This is a genomic window from Desulfotomaculum sp. 1211_IL3151 (assembly GCF_036763075.1).
GTDB lineage: Bacteria > Bacillota > Desulfotomaculia > Desulfotomaculales > Desulfotomaculaceae > Desulfotomaculum.
Window position 1 is genome coordinate 113,394 of sequence record NZ_JBAIYV010000062.1, and the last position, 20,263, is coordinate 133,656.

At 46.6% G+C, this 20,263-nt stretch carries 19 protein-coding genes and 2 riboswitches; of the genes, 1 reads left to right on the forward strand and 18 read right to left on the reverse strand.

Features of this window, described 5'->3' with window-relative positions; genetic code table 11:
• Window positions 1-7 precede the first annotated feature (7 nt).
• The 14 genes from modA to menG form a co-directional block, all read right to left on the reverse strand.
• Window positions 8-805, reverse strand: a complete 798-nt coding sequence (gene modA / locus V6C11_RS17535; protein WP_333532491.1) for a molybdate ABC transporter substrate-binding protein — start codon at window positions 803-805, stop codon at window positions 8-10.
• 230 nt (window positions 806-1,035) lie between these two features.
• Window positions 1,036-1,650: an alpha-ribazole phosphatase gene (gene cobC, locus V6C11_RS17540; protein ID WP_333532492.1), complete on the reverse strand. Its 615-nt coding sequence runs from the start codon at window positions 1,648-1,650 to the stop codon at window positions 1,036-1,038.
• 19 nt (window positions 1,651-1,669) lie between these two features.
• Entirely contained in the window at window positions 1,670-2,779 is a 1,110-nt protein-coding gene (locus V6C11_RS17545) for a DVU_1551 family NTP transferase (protein ID WP_333532493.1), read from the reverse strand.
• Window positions 2,779-3,819 (reverse strand): XdhC family aldehyde oxidoreductase maturation factor, encoded by a 1,041-nt coding sequence (locus V6C11_RS17550; RefSeq protein WP_333532494.1) that lies wholly within the window; start codon window positions 3,817-3,819, stop codon window positions 2,779-2,781. Before V6C11_RS17550 ends, V6C11_RS17545 begins: the two co-directional genes overlap by 1 nt.
• An 11-nt stretch (window positions 3,820-3,830) precedes the next feature.
• A complete protein-coding gene (locus V6C11_RS17555; RefSeq protein WP_333532495.1) occupies window positions 3,831-5,144 on the reverse strand; it encodes a DVU_1553 family AMP-dependent CoA ligase in 1,314 nt (437 codons plus the stop codon).
• Window positions 5,135-6,505: a radical SAM (seleno)protein TrsS gene (gene trsS, locus V6C11_RS17560; RefSeq protein WP_333532496.1), complete on the reverse strand. Its 1,371-nt coding sequence runs from the start codon at window positions 6,503-6,505 to the stop codon at window positions 5,135-5,137. The genes V6C11_RS17555 and trsS overlap by 10 nt, the downstream gene beginning before the upstream one ends.
• Window positions 6,502-6,954 carry a DVU_1555 family C-GCAxxG-C-C protein gene (locus tag V6C11_RS17565; RefSeq protein WP_333532497.1) on the reverse strand — a complete coding sequence of 151 codons (453 nt, stop codon included), beginning with the start codon at window positions 6,952-6,954 and terminating at the stop codon, window positions 6,502-6,504. The genes trsS and V6C11_RS17565 overlap by 4 nt, the downstream gene beginning before the upstream one ends.
• Window positions 6,955-6,973: 19 nt before the next feature.
• Window positions 6,974-7,717 (reverse strand): DVU_1556 family methyltransferase, encoded by a 744-nt coding sequence (trsM, locus tag V6C11_RS17570; RefSeq protein ID WP_333532498.1) that lies wholly within the window; start codon window positions 7,715-7,717, stop codon window positions 6,974-6,976.
• 24 nt (window positions 7,718-7,741) lie between these two features.
• Window positions 7,742-7,930 (reverse strand): DVU_1557 family redox protein, encoded by a 189-nt coding sequence (locus tag V6C11_RS17575; RefSeq protein ID WP_333532499.1) that lies wholly within the window; start codon window positions 7,928-7,930, stop codon window positions 7,742-7,744.
• Window positions 7,927-10,254 (reverse strand): pyridine nucleotide-disulfide oxidoreductase/dicluster-binding protein, encoded by a 2,328-nt coding sequence (locus V6C11_RS17580; RefSeq protein ID WP_333532501.1) that lies wholly within the window; start codon window positions 10,252-10,254, stop codon window positions 7,927-7,929. Before V6C11_RS17580 ends, V6C11_RS17575 begins: the two co-directional genes overlap by 4 nt.
• Window positions 10,255-10,365: 111 nt before the next feature.
• Complete coding sequence (locus V6C11_RS17585) at window positions 10,366-13,143, reverse strand: molybdopterin-dependent aldehyde oxidoreductase (RefSeq protein WP_333532502.1); 2,778 nt, start codon at window positions 13,141-13,143, stop codon at window positions 10,366-10,368.
• A 24-nt stretch (window positions 13,144-13,167) separates the two neighbouring features.
• Complete coding sequence (locus V6C11_RS17590) at window positions 13,168-14,193, reverse strand: molybdopterin-binding protein (RefSeq protein WP_333532503.1); 1,026 nt, start codon at window positions 14,191-14,193, stop codon at window positions 13,168-13,170.
• 70 nt (window positions 14,194-14,263) lie between these two features.
• Window positions 14,264-14,384, reverse strand: a riboswitch (molybdenum cofactor riboswitch).
• 18 nt (window positions 14,385-14,402) lie between these two features.
• On the reverse strand, window positions 14,403-14,726 hold the full coding sequence (locus V6C11_RS17595) for a DUF3909 family protein (protein ID WP_333532504.1): 324 nt from the start codon (window positions 14,724-14,726) through the stop codon (window positions 14,403-14,405).
• 77 nt (window positions 14,727-14,803) lie between these two features.
• Window positions 14,804-14,918, reverse strand: a riboswitch (molybdenum cofactor riboswitch).
• Window positions 14,919-15,137: 219 nt separating this feature from the next.
• Complete coding sequence (menG, locus tag V6C11_RS17600) at window positions 15,138-15,854, reverse strand: demethylmenaquinone methyltransferase (protein ID WP_333532505.1); 717 nt, start codon at window positions 15,852-15,854, stop codon at window positions 15,138-15,140.
• Between the two features lie 212 nt (window positions 15,855-16,066).
• On the opposite strand from menG, the gene V6C11_RS17605 reads away from it, so the two are divergent.
• Complete coding sequence (locus V6C11_RS17605; RefSeq protein WP_333532506.1) at window positions 16,067-17,251, forward strand: HD domain-containing phosphohydrolase; 1,185 nt, start codon at window positions 16,067-16,069, stop codon at window positions 17,249-17,251.
• Window positions 17,252-17,326: 75 nt separating this feature from the next.
• Here V6C11_RS17605 and V6C11_RS17610 read toward each other — a convergent pair whose 3' ends face one another.
• The 4 genes from V6C11_RS17610 to V6C11_RS17625 all read right to left on the reverse strand — a co-directional run bounded on the left by V6C11_RS17610 (window position 17,327) and on the right by V6C11_RS17625 (window position 20,150).
• Entirely contained in the window at window positions 17,327-18,184 is an 858-nt protein-coding gene (locus tag V6C11_RS17610; RefSeq protein ID WP_333532507.1) for a diguanylate cyclase domain-containing protein, read from the reverse strand.
• 250 nt (window positions 18,185-18,434) lie between these two features.
• Window positions 18,435-18,605 (reverse strand): hypothetical protein, encoded by a 171-nt coding sequence (locus V6C11_RS17615; protein WP_333532508.1) that lies wholly within the window; start codon window positions 18,603-18,605, stop codon window positions 18,435-18,437.
• Between the two features lie 151 nt (window positions 18,606-18,756).
• Window positions 18,757-19,650: an anti-sigma-V factor rsiV gene (locus V6C11_RS17620; RefSeq protein WP_333532509.1), complete on the reverse strand. Its 894-nt coding sequence runs from the start codon at window positions 19,648-19,650 to the stop codon at window positions 18,757-18,759.
• Window positions 19,647-20,150, reverse strand: coding sequence for an RNA polymerase sigma factor (locus tag V6C11_RS17625; RefSeq protein ID WP_333532510.1), 504 nt, complete (start codon window positions 20,148-20,150; stop codon window positions 19,647-19,649). The genes V6C11_RS17620 and V6C11_RS17625 overlap by 4 nt, the downstream gene beginning before the upstream one ends.
• Window positions 20,151-20,263: the final 113 nt, after the last annotated feature.

Consider the following 20,263-nt stretch of genomic DNA (forward strand, 5'->3'; position numbering starts at 1 on the left):
CTTCCCTTTACTTTTTAGCTATTTTAAAACCGTATTTTTCAAATATCCCTTGGGCCTCAGCACTGGCCAGGAAATCTGCATAGGCTTCTACGGCCGCTTGCTGCTTCGTGTCCTTGATGATGGCCATTGGATAGACAATGGGTTTGTGGGATGCAGCCGGAGCGGTTGCCACGATTTTACTCTCTTTCGCAATCAAAGCATCCGAGCGATAAACCAGTCCCGCATCAACATTGCCGGTTTCCACATAATTTAATACCTGCCGGACGTCCTTGGCCAAAACCAGTTTGGGTTGCAGCTTATCCCATAAATTAAGAGAGGTTAGTGCTTCCTGGGCATATTTCCCTGCCGGAACAGACTCGGGCGTACCAATACTAATCTTACCAATCCCTGCTCCAGCCAGGTCGGTAAAATCCTGGATGGTACTATCCTTGGGAGCTACCAGTACCAATTCATTCTCTAACAGGTCCTGCCGTGAATTTTCAATAATTAGATCCTTTGCGGCCAGGTCATCCATTTGTTTCTTCCCTGCCGAAATAAAAAGATCCACCGGTGCCCCTTCTTCTATCTGCTTTTGCAGAGTCCCGGAGGCGCCGAAGTTATAGGCAATTTTTACCTCAGGCTGCTGCTTGGTATAGAGCACTTTTAATTCTTCCGCTGCTTCCTTTAAGCTCGCCGCTGCGGAAACCGTAAGCTCAACCTGTTCAACCTTAGCCGGGCTTTTTTCCTTGGCAGAATCATTGACACAACCAGCTAAACCAAACACCATAACCAATAACAGACTAAGTAGAACCAGCATTTTTTTCATTATTTTATCCTCCCCTAATAAAATTAAAACCGCTGCCCAAGGCAACGGTTTCACTTATCATTACTTATATTCACTTGTTCACCTTGCCCTTGCGGACAGGTGTCCTTTCGTGCCCGAGCTAAAGCCTGCCATCGAACAGCGGCCAAGCCTCGTGACTGAGCAATGAATCCATCACACAGTCCTATACATATATTTACAAGGATACTAATTTTTTGATTAAAGGTCAATACCTAAACAGGCATCATCCGGTATAGTTTGTTCATTACGTTTACTCGGTACTTCTCGTTGCTATAACTAATCAAATTCAAGCAGCCGTAATCCTGGCTAATCCGAAACATGTTTTCTATTGGCATGCCCAATACATGACAGAGGATGAGGCGGTTTACTCCCGCATGACCAACAATGAGGATATTGCCTGTGGTGGTCCTTACCATCTTTGCAAGCTTAGCTAGGACCCGCTGGTTACACTGATTAAAACTTTCTCCCCCCGGGGTACAGAAATTGGCAATATCCTTACCCCTTTGAATAAACTCAGAAGGAAACCTGCGACGGATTTCTTCAAAATACCTACCTTCCCATTCCCCCAGATGTATTTCCCTTAATTCCGGACAAACATTCGGTGCCAGCTTGTGTTTAGCCGCAATCATTTCCGCCGTTTGACGAGATCTTTGTAAATCACTGCAGAAGATTTGTCTGAAACGAACATAACTAAGTTCTTGTCCCAAACGTTTCACTTGGGTAAGGCCATCTGCACTCATGGGCAAATCAATTTGCCCGATGAACCTTTTTCCCCCTTTCGTTTCCAGGGCCCCATGCCTAATTAAATAGATATATCTTTGTTCCATCTTTTATACTCCTTAAATTTCATATGATGTTTGCCAATGGAACGGTCAACACCTTCTCTATCTCCTGCTCAATCCTTTGGGCCTGCTGCAATCTCCGGATTACTGTATTTAAGGCAGCGTCCTCCGAACCATACTTTTGCAGACTATCTCGAAATCTTTGGGCTAGGGAAACAGGTCGATCCTCTTGCACTAACTTGTCAGCCAGATAAACAACGGAGGTTTCGTTGATGTTGTCCTCATCTAAACTGAGTTCCATATGCTGCAGCACGATTTCTGCCACCCTGGGGTAACCCAGTTGTTGCAACAGCTGGGAGCCTGCCTGGGCATGACCCTTTTGGCCCCTGGCAATGTCGTGCAATAGGGCCGCAGCCACAATTAAATCAAGGTCAAGCTGATAGTCTGCGGCATTTAATGTCCGGGCTATTTTTTCAGCCACCTGCGCCACTGCCAGGCAGTGCCGTATCACTTGGGGGGCTACCCCGGCGTTATTAAGAATTACGAAACATTCATCCTTTGAGGGAAGGTCACTGGCCATCATTTTACAGATCCTCTGATAATCGTCTGGGGTATCCATATCCAACAGCACCCCCTGGTCGCTGACCGCAACGTCCTTAGCAACAGACTCAAACTCTGCCAACAAAGCCCTTAGCCCCCCCTCCCCTGACCAAGCTAGAATATTATCTTGATAGCTGGCAGAAATAAGGGGCGGGTGACCTCGTTCACCCTTTAAACAGGGATAAACAATACCTGCTGACTGGGCCTGATAGGCAGCCACCAGTTTGGCCACGGTGGTTGCTTGAACCAAAGGAATATCCCCTGGCAATAAAAAGAAGGCTTGGGTAAAAGGTTTAAGTCTGCTCACCCCTGCCTGGACTGAGGAAAACATCCCCGTGGCATAGGCATCATTGAGGACAATATTAACCCCTAGGGACTGCAGCACCTGTATCAGTTCCTGGGCCCTGTGACCTACCACCACATGGATATCCAGAATCCCAGCTTCCTTGAAAGTAGACACGGATTTCTCAATGACGGTGGTCTCTGCCAAAGGTAATAAAGGCTTAAAGGAACCCATCCGGGAGGAAAAACCTGCCGCCAAAATAATTGCCGCAATATTTCTTACCTCTTCCATTAGCCTTGTGCCGCCCGAACCTGAATTAATTCTGCGACGATGCTGACAGCAATCTCCTCCGGTGTCTCTGCCTTGATCTCTAATCCGATGGGGGAATAAACCCTTTTGATATCCTCCTCGGTGAAGCCTTCCTCCCGCAGGGCACGGTAAGTGGCATTCCGCTTGCTCTTACTGCCAATCATACCGATATACCGAGCCTTGGTGCCTAAAGCTTGGGCCAGCACAGTTTTGTCAAAGGCATGTCCCCTGGTTACAATGACCAAGTAGCTATCCTGATCAATGGTCAAATCTTTCAGGCACTGTTCAAAGCCAGCCAAAACCACAACCTCATCGGCGGTGGTAAAACGCTGCCGGTTAGCAAACTCGGACCGATCATCCAGTACGATGGTTCTGAAGTCCACCAGGGACGTTAGGGCCGCAAGTTTCTGTGAAACGTGCCCTGCACCAAAAATATAAACCGTGCCATAGGTACTAATGGGCTCCACCAGGAAGCCCTGACCTTCCAGGCTGATCACCTGTGGATATCTGGCAGCGGTTAGGTTGACAAAGTGACCTAACCATGCCGACGGCCCGTTAAAGGTTCCCCTAATGGATTGATCCTCCCTAACCAAAAAGGAGAGATTATGCTCCCCTGGGCCGATGGCCAAGGGGGTTACTAAAACAGCCCTTTGCCGTTTTTCGATGGCTTCTACAAGCTCTTGATAGATTTGCAGCAAGGGACCGTATGCAGCATCCATATATTCCACCAGAACCTCTAATCTTCCGCCACAGATCATATCCATCTGGCCCGCTGCACCACCAGCAAGGTTGTATTCCCTGATAACTGCTTGCTTACTTGTAAATACCTCAACAGCCAGCTTCTGTACCATGGCCTCCACCTGGCCTCCCCCGATGGTCCCTAGGAAAGAATGATCCGCTCGCATTATCATTTTAGCCCCGGCTGTACGGGGGGCCGAGCCGGATTGAGTTAAGATCGTGGCCTGGACAAAGCTTTCTCCCTGCTCCAAAAGTTTTAACATCTCTTGGTATAATTTTTTCACTGTGTTCCCCCTCATTTCCTCAGGTCATTGAGACACCGTTTGGCGGTACTGACCACCATCTGGTCAGGCAAGATAGATAAATGCAGTTCTAAACAACCCTGGCTGATTGACCTTTCAATAACAGGCAGTTTTGCCAAAGCATTTTTAATCTCTGCCAACCCACGGTCATCTACCCCGCCAACCATTTTTAGTCCAATGGTTAACCGATCGGTCCCCTCAAAACAAGTCAGGCTGGCTTCATAGTTAAGCAGTCCCGGCACCCCGAATAGCACCTCATCAAGTTCCGCCATCGTCAAAGCCCCGCCTGCCAACCCACAGGCTCCTTTAACACGTCCTACCACCAAGCCCATGCTTCTTAGGCTGGTACCGCAGGGACAGGGTTCCGGCAAAAACCTCGCCCAATCACCGGTACGGTAACGGATCAGAGGCATGCCCTGTCTGGTTAGGGTGGTAAACACAATTTCCCCCATTTTACCATCCGGCACTAATTCACCGGAGATCGGATCAATCATTTCAAAATATAAGTCCGCTTCTCTTAGATGATAACCAGCTAAAGCAGCACACTCAACACCACCGCCAAGTCCCATTTCAGTCATCCCATAATGGTTGAATACTGGGCAACCCCAATTTTGCTCAAGTTCTCGTCTAATGGCTTGGGGTACATAATCCGTGCTTAACAGCACACTTTTTAAGCCAAGGGGGACTCTCCTGCCCCGCTCATCCCGGTATCTTGCCAGAGCCAGCACTTGGCTAGGTATGCCCACCAGAGAATTCACCTCCGCTGCCTGGATGATGGCCAGGGTTTGGGCCGGATCAGCAACCAAACCCTGGGGTATGCCCCGGGCACCCAGTCTGGTTAAAGCCCTGGCCAACAAATCCCCCACACTGCCAGTAAGTTCCCCCGGTAAAAGGATCAGCACCCGATCCCCTGGCCCCACTAAGGTGGACATGCCAATGTGAAAAAAGTCAATGGTTAATTCCTGATCCGCCTTGGTGAAGAATACTCTTTTGGGTGCCCCGGTGGTTCCCGAGCTCCGTAAGGTGACTACTCTGTTTATTTGATCCTGGGAAACACACAGGAAATGCAATGGGTTGCCCCGAATGTCCTCAGCCGTGGTAAAGGGCAGGTGTTTTACATCTGCCAGACTGGTTAGCTTGGGCCAACCGGTCAGTTTTTTACGATAAAAGGGGCTATGCTGAACGGCTACAGCAAGGGTCTGCTTAAGTTTATGCAGTTGATAATTTTGGATAAGCTCTCTGGTTAAAGCACTTCCCTTAACGCCTAGCTTCGTTGCAATCCAATGATGCAGCGGGGTTATTTGCATCTTTGTGTCACCTGTCGGTACAAGGCCTGACCCTGGCTGTCTGTTAGGTTATAAGCACAGAAGGGAATCAATTTATTTTCAGGGGACATCACATGAATGCAACAATCCCTCAATCTTTCTAAATCCAAATTCCAAGCGTCTTGAAAGGCCATCCCGGAGATACTGAAGGTATGGGTCTTGGCTCTTTCAATAAAGGCATCCCAAAGGGCAAAGTTCCCAGCACTGGTATTTAGGGAAACGGTTTTGACTTGGGGTGCCGTCCAGTACTTAGCCACAAAGCTCCTGGCTTTGGCCGCACCCTCCTCGGCCCTTTCGGCGGTCCCGCAGCACCCTTCATGCTTCGTCCAGGACCTCAGTTCTCCATCGGGCATCAGTAAAAAATTGCCATGAAAGGAACAAAGGGCATTTTCACAGCCGGGTGGTTTAAAACTTTCTGTTTTAATCCTACCCCCGCTTTGCTGCTCTATTTGCCGAATGATCGCGGGAATCGTGATGCGGTCACAATCCGCCGGAGGTTCGGGGTAACGTCCAAAATAACTTACAGGCTGAAAATGAACTCCCCTGACGGTGGGTAAATAACTAAGGGCCAAGTCAATGATGGCTCCAATCTGCTGGCTATTTACCCCCGGCACCAGGGTGGGTACCAACACAACACCCAGGTTGCATTGGCGGCAGTGTTCAATGGCTGCCAGTTTTTGCTTAAATAGGTCTCTGCCCCGCAGGGTCTGATAAATGTCATCTGTGGTGCCGTCAAACTGCAGAAAAACCGATGCCAGGCCCGCCTGCTGGCACCTCTTGACAAAGGAAAGATCCTCCGCCAGACGCAGGCCATTGGTATTTAGCTGAATAAAGTTAAACCCCAGGGACTTGCCCAGGCTGATTATTTCCGGCAAATCGTCCCTTAGGGTCGGCTCGCCGCCAGATAGTTGTATATTATAAGGGCCTCCAGCTAAGAGGATCTGGTCAAACCAATCTTTAATTGTGGCTCGATCAGGGTCTGCTGCGGGGCTTGTACCGGCATCGGCAAAGCAGTAGTTGCAGCCCAAGTTACATCTTTGGGTGATCTCCAACAATACCGTGCAACTGTGCTGCCTGTGGTCAGGGCAAAGGCCACAGTCAAAGGGGCAGCCCTTGCTTACTTCGGTGAAGCAGACTTTGGGCTGGGAGGGTATTTTGGGCCTGGCCCAGCTTTGATAGGCAGGGTCACCTTGCCAAAGCAGTGTTTTAACCGGGCCATGCTCCGGGCAGTCCTTGACAAGATAAACCTGATCACCCTGCCTCAGCCTATGGGCCGGCAATCTCCTTAAACAATGGGGGCAAACACTTTCCGTGCTGCTTAAAATCAGGTCCCGTTCACTCATGACCTTACCTCGGTGGGCTCAATACCATGGGCTAAAAGAAGTTCCTTGACCTTTTCATAGACTTCGCTGACAATATTGCCGCATTTCATAGACACCAGCTTGTATTGCAATTCATCACCTAAAATATCACTGCAGTTATAGCCCCCATACTCGGACGTATGCTTATCCTTAAACCAATCAACCAGTTCAGAAACCATTAAATCAAACCTCTCATGGGGCTGTTCTTCAGCCGTGCCTTTACCAGCATAAAGACCTAGTAAGCAGGCTCCTCCGGTTAAGGCCCCACAGGTCTCACCGGAAAATCCCAAACCACCTGCTAAACCCGCCATGGCCCTGATAAGATCCGGGTCACTTTTGCCTTGGGCCTCCAGCCCCAACTGCAATAAAATCTGGCTGCAGGAAAAACCCTGTTGGGCCAGTTCAAACATGCGAAACATCGCTTCTGACATGGTGCTAACCCCTCCCCGTTCAATCACAAAGGTGATCTACCTTCTGGGCAACCAGTAAATAGTAACCCGGTTTAGCTTTTTTAATGGCTGACTGGACGCAGGCACCACCACCGGTCACTGGACCATACTGTTGCCAAAATTGATTCATTGACCCGTGGGTCATGATTAACTGGATCATCAGTTCTTTCAAAAGCTCAGAATGGTCTTGCCAAAGGATAATCTGGAAACCGGCCGCCCCAAGCTTTGCTGCCAACTCCGTTTGTCCCATGGCACCGGTTAGACAACTGGCCAAAGGCAGCGTTCGCAATTCTGCTGTGGCAGCAGGATTTTTAGCGTAAATATCCGCTGCCATGAGGTAACCGCCGACCTTTAAAACCCGTTGGCACTCCCCCAAGGCCCGATCCAAATTGTCCATGAGCGACAGGGTACACTCGGCAAAAACACCCTCCATCTCGCCATCCGAAAAGGGCAGGCATTCACCCACGCCCTGCAATAAGGGTAAATCCGGTCTCCTTTGGCGACCATTTTGCAGAAGAACCTCTGAGGGATCAATGCCCAAGGCATTAAAATGGTATTTTTCTATCAAATATTCAACTGTCGCACCTGTGCCACAGCCAACGTCCAGGATTTTAGCTCCCGGTGCTAAGTTGCAAAACGCAATGGCCCGATCCGTTAGCCTAAAGCCACCGGGCCTAATGCTGGGACCCGTGACCTGCCTTAGGGCAGTTCCTTCATAGATACTGCATACTTTTTTACTTGACACGATCTTCCTCCGGCTGCTGAAACCTTATTTGTCCTCCAACGCCTTTTCTACCTCTAGCATTTTGCCCCTGGCTAACTCTTCCGGTATATAAACCAGGCCACATTTGGGGCACTTAAGCAACTGGACGGGAAATTTGCTATTTAGATAAGTGGCCTCCACCGGACCCAGTTTCATCTCCACATTGCATTTTAGACATTGGATCTGCTGGCTCATTCCTTCACTTCCTCAATAATCTCCATCCGATGGGAGTAGGTGTTATAAATCATAAAGCCATCCCCTTGGGGCAGGTACTCTACCCAGTAGGTTACACTAACCGGCCTAAACCGTGCCAGATAATGTCCGGTATGGCCATCTAACATTTTATTCCCTGTTCTTTCGGCATAATCAATGACCCTTTGGACATCCTCTACCAGGATCAAACGATTCTCCATAAGTTCCTGAATGTCCTCGGGAATTATTAATTTTATTTTTTCATAGGAATCTCTTTCTTCGGTCATCTTGTCTCCCCATCGGTTTTTTATTAGTTTGTTTTTCAACCTAACTCTGTTTTCCCGCCGCTGGGAATAGCCTGGGCCACGTTTGGCAGGAGCCAGTGGATCTCCCTCACCATAAATCAAATCTAAAAGATGATAGGTTTTTTTACCTTTGGCAGCAAAATTATCCCGACAAATGGCACAGTAAACAAGATAATCTGCCTCACTCTCATCAATGCGTCTCTTGATCACTGCATCTGCCAGATCACGGTTGGCAAATTGCATTAGACCGCCATAACCACAGCATTCCGTTTTATCCCGACTGGTGGGCAGTTCTTCAATTTGGCAACCCAACTTCAAAATGATTTCCCTGACCTGCCCATGCATCTGCCCTTCCCGTCGGGAGGTGCAAGCATCATGCACAGCCACTAAGGCTGGTCTTTGGGCCTGACTAACCTGGGGCAAACCATATTGGTGGTATAACTGCCACAGGGAAATAAGCTCCATCTCGGGCAGATACTTTTTAAACATCTGGTGGCAGGTGGAACAAGCGAGAATTACCTTTGGTTTACCCAGTTCCTCCCACTGATCCTTCATTTTCTTAAGTTCTGCCTCAAATAATTCCTGACGTCCTGACCACTCCGCCGGTGCACCACAGCAGCGTAACATCAAGCCAACACCACCGTTAAGCTGTTTCATCAAATAATCATAGACCTTTTCCACGTGACCAGGGGCACAGGCACTTAGCTGACAGCCGGGAAAAAATAGATAACTGCTTGTTTGATAGCCCGGTTGGTGGCGGGTCAAAACACATTGCTCGCCGTTGCTAAACGCCATATCCCGGAGGGGAAAATCGTGGGCCGACGGGGGCATTTTCCCTTTTTTAACCATCTCACCCCGGGCCTCTTGGCAAAACTCGCCCAAATTAAGCCCCTCCGGACAGACCGCTTCACAAAGGCCGCATAGGCTGCAGGAATTGATCAGGGTGTTGGCTTCCCGCCTGCCCATAACCATTTTTAAGTTGTGGTTAATTTGGCGGATATACTGCTTAGGATAACCCTTAAAATGAGCCAAATATTCGCAGGATTTGATACATTCCAGGCATTCACACTGCAGACATCGGCTGGCCTCCTGGCTAGCTTCCTCTTCATTATAGAAGTCGCTGTTATGCCCCAAAGGTACCGCTGGCAGCGACGTTACCCCTTGGGTGCTGGTAAAAAGTCTCGTCTCAAAGGGCCCCTCGTTGGCACGGACAGCCGTCAGGGAAACCCCTTGCAGAAAACGGTCAATGGATATGGCTGCTCTCCTGCCGTCGGCCACTGAGCCAATGGGCGAATAGCTTCCGCCCCTGCCTAAGGTGCCGCCCGCAAAAACACCTTCCTGTGCCGTGGCAAAGGTAATGGGATCAATCATCAACTGACCCTGCTGATCCAAGGGCAGCTTAAACTCAGGTGTCACCGTTCCTGTTCCCAGATATACTGCATCATAATCCTGACAAAGGGCGGCAAAAGAGATATCCCGACCTACGGTGGTATGCAGTTGCAGGACGACCCCTAATTTAGCCAAAACAGCCAAATCATCGCTAACCATCTGCGGTGGTAATTCCTCTGCGCGAAACTCCTTCAGCCTGCCTCCCAAGCTACTGCCGGTTTCAAACAAGGTAACCGGATATCCCTTTTTGGCCAAGTCATGGGCAGCGGTTAAGCCGCTGAGCCCTGCTCCCACCACTGCCACCCTCTGTTCTTTACGTGACGGGGCAGTCACCTTAGCCTCCGTTGCCGGAACCACCTGGACACAAGCCCTTTCCAACCTGGCTATGGCAAGGGCATCCCCCGCCTCCCCCCTTTTGCAAGCTTTCTGGCAGGGATGATCGCAAATACTGCCAATAATCCTTGGAAAGGGAACCGATTTGCTATAAATGTTAAATGCCTCAGTAAAACGCCCAGCCTTTATGGCCGCCAGCATAGCCCTAACATCCACATGAACCGGACAGGCTGCGCTGCAAGCCGCAGGTTGATCCCTCGTGCATTTCCCTTCAAGTTCAACAATTCTCTTATGATCCATTTTATCCCACCATTCCCTTATTTAGAAAAGAACCCTAAAACGAACTAAAAAGTATCGGCTTTAGTTCGTTTTAGGGAATAATCAATTCTTCAAACCAGAGTCACCTGTGATCTAGTAAGCAGGGTTTTTAATGGGACGCTTGACAATGGGAATTTCTTTACCCTGCAGTCCGGCCAGAACTTTCTCTGGCAATGCCGGAAGTTGGGTAATACGAACCCCACAGGCATTGTAAATAGCATTTCCAATGGCGGCATGGGGTGCGGTCAGGGGCAGTTCCCCAACACCGGAGGCACCATGGGGACCGGCTTTACGTGGGAAATTAACATAGATAATTTCCAGATCATCCGGAACATCCTTTGGATAGGGCATACCACAGGCACGCATGGTGGTATGCTTCTTGAGATCCTCAAAGTTTTCGGTTAGGGCTAAGCCAATACCCTGGGCTAAGCCACCATAGATCTGACCATCCACCACGGTTTTGTTGATAATTTCCCCTACGTCAGCAGCCAAGGTCATTTTGGTTACTTGAACCTTACCTGTTTTGGTGTCCACCGCCACTTCAGCTAAGAAAACGCCATACATATAGAAAGCAAAGGGTTTACCTTGTCCATTTTCATCGCAAGCGGTGCAGTTTTCAGCTGCTGTACTCCATTGTCCAACATACTTAAGGGGGATATTATGGGCCACTGCCTCGTCATAGGTCATGTAGGTTCCATCGGCCTTCTTCAGAGCATTGACCAATTGTTGGCAACCATTTACAGCGGCATTGCCCACAACCACCTGGGAGCGGCTGCCGCCGGCAGGGCCGCCAGCGGGGGCCACGTTCATATCATTGGTAACTAACTTAATCTGTTCCGGCTTAATGCCCATCTGACGCAATACTTCATGAGAGGTAGCCAACAGACCCATATCAGCACCCTGGCCATGATCCTGCCAGTTCGTGCTTACCTGTACTCTGCCATCGGCTAATAGCTCTACCCAAACTTCAGACCCGTCTATACCGTCCAGGCCACAGCCGTAAACACCCACGGATATACCAACACCATGTTTCTTCTCCGGCGTAGAGAGTTCCTTAGCCTTCTCCTTGGCTGCCTGGTACTTGGGCCGGATGGCCTCAATTAACGCCGTCAGAGAGTATACTTCTGGTTCATGACCCGAGGGGTTCGTGTCGCCGGGTCGGTAAGCATTAAGATAACGCAGCTCCAGCGGGTCCATACCCAGCTTCTCTGCCAGGATATCCATCAAAGTCTCGGAAGCAAAGAAGCTCTGGGGTGAACCATAACCACGGAAGGCAGAACCCCAGCCATGGTTGGTGCATACGGTGTAACCAGTACCGTTGATATTGGGAATATTATAGCCAGCGCCAATGAACTGGGCCCCACGCAGGGTCAGCAGGTCACCAAACTCAGAGTAGGGACCGTGATCCACTGCATAGTTGCTTTCTAGGGCAATAACCTTACCCTCTTTCGTAGCACCGAACTTCACGTCCATAAAGAAGGGAGACCTTTTGCCGGTGTAGGTAATTTGTTGATAGTAATTAAAGTTTAAGAAAACTGGCTTGCCGGTGGCCATGCAGGCAACACCCACCAACGCTTCAATGGTGGGACTGAACTTGTAACCAAAGGTACCGCCCACGCCGGGGAACTGGGACAGAAATAGGTTTTTACCGGCCTCTAAACCAAGACCCTCGGCAATCATCGCTGCATGCAGGTCCAAACCGATACTCTTAGACAGTATCTGTAAATTTCCGTTTTCATCATAGTAGGCGGCAGCAACGTCTGGCTCCAGGGGCAAGTGGGGCTGACGACCAACAAACAGATCTTCCATGGAAACCACCACATCTGCCTGCTCCATCAGAGGTGCTGTGTCCTCGCCTTTAACAACCCTTTGTTTATAATAAACGTTGGGGGTACCTGGGTGAATTTCAATGGCATCTGGCTCCATGGCAGCGGGAGCACTCATATAGGCAGGCAGTATTTCCAGCTCCACTTTAACCTTCTCCACTGCAGCCTGGGCGTTGGCCTCTGTGTCCGCGCAAACAATGGCCAGGGCATCACCAAACTGGAAGACCTTTTCATCACAGAGAATGGGACGATCATAGCTGTCCCCTTTGTTGCTGGGAAAATTCAGACCATTGACGCGGTTTTTCCCCTGGACATCCTGATGAGTAACCACTTTATAAACACCGGGCATTTTTTCCGCTTCGGAGGTGTCAATGGATAAAATTTTAGCATGGGAAACCTGGGCTTGGACAAGTTTAAGCTGCAAGGTGCCAGCAGGCATCTCTAAGCCAAAATCAGAACCATATTCGATCGTGCCGGTAACCTTGGCCACTGCCGATGGGCGAGGATAATCGGTGCCCAGGATCTTACCATCAGCGGGCATCTTAAAGCCCAGCTCATCCACGGTGATTTCACCACGCATAAATTGGGCCGCTGCCATAACCGCGTCAACTAAGGGCTTATAACCCGTGCAGCGACAGACGTTATTATGTTTCTGGAACCAGTCACGAACCTCTTCCCTGGTGGGATTACTATTTTCGTCTAACAGTGCTTTGGAGGAAACGATGAAACCTGGGGAACAATAGCCGCACTGGGCTGCACCATATTTCACCCAAGCCAGTTGTAAGGCATGCAGGTTCGTTGGGGTACCGATACCCTCAATGGTAGTAATGATGGAATCATCCGGGATACGCTTCATCTTGGTGACACAGGCTAAGGTAACCTTACCGTTCATAATCACAGAGCAAGCTCCGCATTGGGCTTTACCACAAGCAACCTTAGTGCCTGTCAAATGCAACTGGCCACGTAGGACATCCACCAATAATGCTTCCGGTTCCACAAGCACAGTTGTGTAATTGCCGTTGATATTAAGTTTCTTTTTAATCAAATCGAGACACTCCTTTTTTGTCAATTAAACACCTTTGCCAAAGCCACAGTCAGGATATCTACACTCCTTACAGTTAACACAGAGACCACCATGACCCAAAGCAATAATATCTTTGCGGCTAATTTCCTCCCCCGCCAAAATGCGCGGCACCACCAGGTCAAATATGCTGCTGCGGCTGTACATTACACAACCCGGCAGGCCCAATACAGGAATCTTTCCTATATAAGCCACCATAAACATGGCCCCTGGCAGTGTGGGTGCACCATAGGTAACAATACGTCCACCGGCAGCCTTGATCCCGGCAGGCGTTACGTCGTCGGGATCCACAGACATGCCCCCGGTAACGGTAATCATCTCAGCCCCCTCTCTTAGCAATTGATGGATTGCCTCAACAATCATATCGATACTATCAGACACAAATATCTGTCTGAAAACATAACTCCCCAATGCCTCAATTTTTTGGCTCACCACCGGACCAAACTTATCCTGAATACGTCCGTGGTAGACCTCGCTACCAGTGGTTACCATGCCAACCTTGATGGATCGAAAGGGCTTAATCTCAACTAAGGGGTAATTGTTTTGACATATTTTCTCAACATTATGAATTTTACTGTTACTAATCACCAACGGAATAACCCTTGTGCCAGCTACCACTTTATCCTGAACCACTATTTGGTTGGTGTGTAAAGTAGCAAACATCACTTCCTCAATTTCATTAATCTGATACAGGGCCTCTGTATTTACCTTGAGCAAACCCATCTGATTGGCCACCAGATTGACCTTGCCTTCTTTGGGCTCGGTTAAAGTAATCCCACTGCCGACAGCAGCACTGGCAATTCTTCGGGCTGCATCATCCTCATGGAGCTGTTCCTGGTTAATTTCCCAAACATATAGGTTTTCTTTGCCAATATCCAGCAATTTGGGGATATCTTCTTTTTTCACCACATGCCCTTTTTTAAAGGCCCTGCCTTTAAATTTGCCTGGAATAATTTGAGTGATATCGTGGCAAAGAACCATGCCTACCGCTTCTTGGACCGGTACAATTTTCATAACTATCCCCCTTTAAACAAATATGGCACCAGGGTGCTGTAGAAAGGTCAACAACACCCTGGTGCCATATTTGTCCCAGGCGAGTGTACTCCTTTCCACACGGGAGGCTTAAAGGTTTCCCCTCAAACCCTAACGGCCTGGCTATCATAGCATCTGCCTTAGAACTACCAAGCTCGGAGTCTGCTTTTGAATTTTAAATCCCTTTGTTATCAGGAAACTAAATCTAATTTTTGGGCTAACCCAGCAACTCTTTCGTGATTAATGTTATAAATAACCATCACATCATCTGCCAATTCTATTTTAAGCTTAATCGAATCGTTATTAGCTGAATCAAACCCCATATAATATAACAAATTGGTATAGTTGCTTTTACTTGTAAATACCACTAAATCACCATTTGCATTAAGGCTATACTCAAATAAATAAAGCTTGCAATTATAATTGTTTTTTAGTCTGACCTTTTGTTCCGCCGTAAGTTGTTGTAGTGCCACCCCTTTGAGGTACTGATTTACGGTTTCCATGAACCTATGCATTGGTTACCTCCTCTGCCTGAACATAATAAAAAACCAGGATCTCCGCAAAGAAGCAGGCAGACCCAGGCCTTAGCATAGCCAAGTATACCGTACTCCTTTCCACACGGGAGGCCTGCCGATTTCTCGGCAAACCCTAGACCGGGAGGTCATAGTCTAAGCCTTAGACCCAACGGCTCGGAGACATTATCAAAATACTATTGCAAAAATCGTACCGATACGAAATGTTCTCATTTGAAACAATTTATCTGGGCTAGACAATCCTTTCGTCCGTTTGCTGTTCTAAAATGATATGTTCTGTTCCAAAACGATCTTGTGCAAACACTTAAATTATATAGTTGTAATTCTATAACTTTCATTTGATTCCTTTATGTACGTTTACATATTATCAAATATTACAACGCTTTGTCGACATCACTCACTCTGTGGCTTGACCCCCATATGCATAGCCGCCACACCACCATCATAGGCTTTTACTTTTATATCTACCAGCCCTGCTTGACGAAACATTTTGGCAAGTTCTTCGCGACCTGGAAAATCCTTTGCTGATTCCTGCAGCCAAGAATAATGCCCATACTTCTTAGCTAATAATTTGCCTAACAGCGGCATTACATAACTGAAATAGGCATAATATACTTGTCTAAAACCAGGCATAGTTGGTTGAGATGTCTCTAAACAAACCACCTTACCGCCGGGCTTAGCGACCCTGCGCATTTCATTTAGCACCTGCATGTAGTCGGGAACATTGCGCAGTCCAAAACCAATGGTCACAAAGTCAAAACTATTATCCGCAAAGGGTAATTCCATGGCATTGCCCTGAACTAACCGGACATTGCTTAGACCCTTGGCACGCACCTTTTCCTGCCCTACTTTAAGCATATTTTCGCTAAAGTCCAGTCCACATACTTTTCCTTCAACGCCAACCTCTTCCCCTAAAAAAATAGCCCAATCAGCGGTACCACAGCAAACATCCAGGGCTTGCTGTCCCCTTTGCACATTCATTCTCTGCATGGTGTCTTTACGCCATGCTTTATGCCGCTTAAAGCTAATCACAGAATTCATCACATCATACTTACCAGCGATATCTTGAAAAACTCTGTGTACCCGTTCCTCTTTAGATTGCTTTGCCATAAAATACCTCTTTCATGCCTGGATTCTTGTTACTATTATAACATTTTTAATGCCCAAAAAATCAAAGGGACTGACCAAAAGCACACTTGATGCGACTTTTCGGCCAGCCCCCTTTGCTTAATAATTACTTTTAATGGATTCACAGAAAAATTGTTCCAATAAACCTACCCCTAAGGTAAGATTAGTATATAACATATGAGGGGGATATCTTCTTGCTACCGAATAGGATTGAGCTAGCTAACTTAATTGAAGGACTTTCTTTGGCAGTGGACCTAGCTGAGGGAAGGCCCTTGCAGCATTCCAAAGACGTGGCTTACCTGACCCTAAGCATTGGTAAGGCTGTGGGATTGCCTGCTCACCAAATGGACATTTTATACTTTGCAGGCCTACTCCATGACATAACCATTACCTCCCAGGAAGGTTTTTGCCCCCTTTGTGATACCGTGCGGCAATATGGAATGGAGCATTTAATACCCGTTCTTCTAGAAACAGATAACGTTATTCACACCAGTAGAGAGTTATGGGACTGCAGCGGTCCTCAGGGATGGTGTGCCCAGGAAATTCCCCTAAACTCACGCATACTAGCCTTGGCTGTGGCTATCGATAAGGTCGGGGAAAATAAGCAGGATTTCTGGAACTGGCGGGAACGTATTCAAGACTATCTGAAACATCCAGCCGGAATCCCCCATGATCCCGAACTTGTTAAATTAGTGAAGGCTTTATTAAAGGATCGGAGGTTCACCTCAGGACTCTTTAACCTTAACAGAGATAAAGAGCTAGAGAAGTATCGACCTAGGCATAGCATACCGGTAGATAGCATTATGCTAGAGATTCTAGGCAAAGCCTTTGCCCTGTTTATAGACCAAAAAACTCCCTATACGGCGAACCATAGCTGGGATGTGGCGAAGGTTTCCCAAAGGATAGCAGACCATTTGGGGTTTGATGCCCAAACCAAAAGAAATATCCTGATAGCCAGTTTACTGCATGACCTGGGTAAAATAACGGTTCCTAATTCTATTCTTGAAAAGTCGGGACCTTTAACCCATCAGGAATTTGCCATCATTAAAAATCACCCTTATTACTCTGCCCTCATCTTAGACCGGATTCCCGAATTGGAGTTAATTAGCCTTTGGGCATCGGCACACCACGAAAGATTAGATGGCAGCGGCTACCATCTAGGAACTAAAGGTGACTCACTGCCCCCGGAAGCCAAGCTTATTGCCGTAGCCGATGTCTACGCTTCCCTGGCTGTGAACCGGCCATATCGAAAGTGCATGGAGCTAAGGGAACTTGTCAATACCATGAATAGTATGACTAAAAACAATCATTTAGATAGCAAATATGTCAATGTGATTCTTGAATTATTAACAGAACATCCCTGTGATTTACTTAAATAAAAGTAAGCACAGAAAAAAGCAGTACCAGTAGGAATTCCTTCGGCACTGCTTTACCCCGTAGGAAAAGAAAATGCATCACCTGTTGTTTCCATTTCTTACCGCCAAGTGTCTCCCTTCATTTTCATAGAATTGCCGCTTATCCAGATACATTCTTTGATCAGCCCGCGGTATGATTTCACCTGCATTATTTACTTCCTTGGACAAACATATACCAATGCTCAGGTTAACACTAATCGGTTGTTCTTGGGTCGGAACCTGGTTTTGGGACTTAATCCTTTGTTTAATTGCCGCTAGGGTCTCTTCATCTGCTTCGGGTAACAAAACTAAAAACTCGTCTCCGCCAAATCTAAAAACGTAATCCGTCCGCCTAACACTTTTGCAAATGATGTTTGCTGCATTAATTAGCAGCCTATCCCCCGCTTCATGGCCATGGTTATCATTTATATATTTAAGGGCGTTCACATCCAGCATAATGACTCCAAAGGGTTTGTTCCCAAGGACCAGGTCACTCCACACCTGTTCGACATACTTCCTATTATAAAGTCCTGTTAGGTTATCCGTAATCGCTGCTTTCCTAATTACTTTCAGCATCTTTTCTCTTTCTGTAACATTCCTCGTTATAATCATTACGCCTGTAATAAAATCGGGTATTTGGATTGGGCTATAGGTGTTTTCAATAAATCTACCCCTGATTTTAATGGTTCTGTGCCATTCTTTACCCTCTTTACAATGATTGATCTTATGTATAACCTTGTCGCGTAAATTAGGCGCATGACAATTCAAAACGGAAGCACCTTTTTTATCCCAGCCTAACAATTCCTCCGCCAACTTGTTACTCCAAACAACCTTTCCTTCCGTATCCACCAGTGTTAGGCCAACACGGATTTCTTCTAATATTTTTTCAATGACTTCAGTTGGAAAAATTCTTATCATATTGTCCTCCTGAAAATTATCTTAATGCAAATATAATTTAGAAAAGCTTGGCTTGTTTATGCCCTTAAGGGTGCGCCATACCCTAAAGGACATGAGAGTCTTATACGATCATCCTTAAAATTTGATACTTTCTGTTAGTATAATAAATTCAAGGTCATTTCACCAGTATTAACCATTAGGAAGCATAAAAAAACACCCTCTATCATTAGAAATGTCTAGAGAGTGGTCAAAAAATACGGAATATATGAATTTAATAGCCATAATTAATGTGCTTTTTTCTGCTCCGGGGTACCTCATTAATCAAATCCCCCATACGACGCTTATAATTTATCACCTCCCGGGAATCACTTCCATATTGCTTCGTTAGATCTGCTAACCTCATTCTAGCGATTTCTTGTCTCAAATTAACGATGTTCTTCAATTTATGCACCTCCGTTTTGGCTTGAAAATAACAAATTAGGTAGTGGTATTACCTTTCCTGTAATTATTTTAACAAGCCTGTCTAAAAATGTCGATAGCATAAACTACAACTTTGTTCTTTATAACTATTTTTCCCCTTATAAAAACTCCACTTATTTAATGTACTGGTGCCCAACCAAAATGTCAGCTATAACCTCCGTAGGAATGATAAATTCCGGTGTCCCCATATAGCCCGGAGCTACCTCATATTTATTAAAGGAAATGACCAAATTGCCCACTTCATTAATATAGAAATTCTGATCCTTGGCTATTTTGTCAAAGGGTTCAAAAGACAATTCCCGACCTAGAAACTCAATCCAATAAATCTTATTCTCATCGGATTTCATTTGCTCACTCATCTGCTGCTTGATATTTTCACTGATAATAGCCACATAACGATCCTCCTTAAACAAACTGGGCAGTGTGATGAGGGTTTGTTTTTGTTTGTCAATGGTATCATATTTAATGGTTGTGGATGAAGAGGCTGCGGTATTTACTACATAACGGGCCACAGCAAGGATTACTTCATTATCGGTTTTCACTTCATAGCCGCTATAGATACCGATATGACCGCCCCCGTTTTTCTTGATCTCCTCCATATCAGCCATAAATTGATCATATAGTTTCTTGTTTTCCAGCAAATATTTTTCATTTAAGCTATTTTCCAAATCCTTATTGGCCAACCCTTGAATTTGAGGCACATTAATATCCGCCTGAAAAGTATCCTCATTAATAATATAGTTTCTGAAAGTCAACACCTTGACGATATTGCCCACAAAGGGTACTTCTGCTACGGTTTTGGCAAAGGCTGGACTAACATTTAATACCGCAGTGAACAAAGCGACCGCTGCCGCCAGGGAAACAATAACCTTACCAACCCTTTTGAGCATGTTACGATGGTGCCTGCTGCCATCCTTTAATGCTTTATTAACTACAAAGTCCAACTCCTTCGGGATAGGAACATCCAGGTACTCCCTTTTCAGTTGCTCTAGGTTTTTATCCTTCATACCAAGCCCTCCCTAACATCATCATTCATTTGCAGCCGCAACTTTTCCAGGGACTTATATAAACGGGTTTTAACTGTGTTTACATTTTCATTGAGGATATAGGCAATTTCTTCGATCTTCAAATCTTCAAAATATCTTAACACTACGACACTTCGGTATTTAATCGGCAAAGCATCCAATGCCCTTTGCAGATCAATGTTTTGATAATGATCAACGGCACCACCCTCAAGGGTTGATAGGATTTCTTCGTCCATCACCCCTACTCTTTTCCTTTTACGCAGAAAATCCAAGGCGGTATTTACCACGATGCGATAGAACCATGTTTTTATGTGGTCAGAATTTTTTAAAGTATCCTTTGCAGACAGGGCCTTATAGATGGACTCTTGCACGATATCCAGGGCATCTTCTGGATTTTTCACATAACTAAAGGCCAATCTATAGTGGTTCTCTTTATATTTGGTAACATATTCTGCTATTTGCTTTTCTAAGTTGTTTTTCATCCCCCTAAGCCTCTCCCTTAAGATCAGATACGTATCTTCTTTTGTATACACTTTATAGACGCCCGAAGTAGCTTAAAAAGTTTTAGACCTAGATAATAATTTTAAAAAAACCA

Excerpts from the sequence above, each read along its gene's own strand:
- modA (WP_333532491.1), bottom strand. The coding sequence starts at position 805 with ATGAAAAAAATGCTGGTTCTACTTAGTCTGTTATTGGTTATGGTGTTT.
- cobC (WP_333532492.1), bottom strand. The coding sequence starts at position 1,650 with ATGGAACAAAGATATATCTATTTAATTAGGCATGGGGCCCTGGAAACG.
- V6C11_RS17545 (WP_333532493.1), bottom strand. The coding sequence starts at position 2,779 with ATGGAAGAGGTAAGAAATATTGCGGCAATTATTTTGGCGGCAGGTTTT.
- V6C11_RS17555 (WP_333532495.1), bottom strand. The coding sequence starts at position 5,144 with ATGCAAATAACCCCGCTGCATCATTGGATTGCAACGAAGCTAGGCGTT.
- trsS (WP_333532496.1), bottom strand. The coding sequence starts at position 6,505 with ATGAGTGAACGGGACCTGATTTTAAGCAGCACGGAAAGTGTTTGCCCC.
- V6C11_RS17565 (WP_333532497.1), bottom strand. The coding sequence starts at position 6,954 with ATGTCAGAAGCGATGTTTCGCATGTTTGAACTGGCCCAACAGGGTTTT.
- V6C11_RS17575 (WP_333532499.1), bottom strand. The coding sequence starts at position 7,930 with ATGAGCCAGCAGATCCAATGTCTAAAATGCAATGTGGAGATGAAACTG.
- V6C11_RS17580 (WP_333532501.1), bottom strand. The coding sequence starts at position 10,254 with ATGGATCATAAGAGAATTGTTGAACTTGAAGGGAAATGCACGAGGGAT.
- V6C11_RS17590 (WP_333532503.1), bottom strand. The coding sequence starts at position 14,193 with ATGAAAATTGTACCGGTCCAAGAAGCGGTAGGCATGGTTCTTTGCCAC.
- V6C11_RS17595 (WP_333532504.1), bottom strand. The coding sequence starts at position 14,726 with ATGCATAGGTTCATGGAAACCGTAAATCAGTACCTCAAAGGGGTGGCA.
- menG (WP_333532505.1), bottom strand. The coding sequence starts at position 15,854 with ATGGCAAAGCAATCTAAAGAGGAACGGGTACACAGAGTTTTTCAAGAT.
- V6C11_RS17610 (WP_333532507.1), bottom strand. The coding sequence starts at position 18,184 with ATGATAAGAATTTTTCCAACTGAAGTCATTGAAAAAATATTAGAAGAA.
- V6C11_RS17620 (WP_333532509.1), bottom strand. The coding sequence starts at position 19,650 with ATGAAGGATAAAAACCTAGAGCAACTGAAAAGGGAGTACCTGGATGTT.
- V6C11_RS17625 (WP_333532510.1), bottom strand. The coding sequence starts at position 20,150 with ATGAAAAACAACTTAGAAAAGCAAATAGCAGAATATGTTACCAAATAT.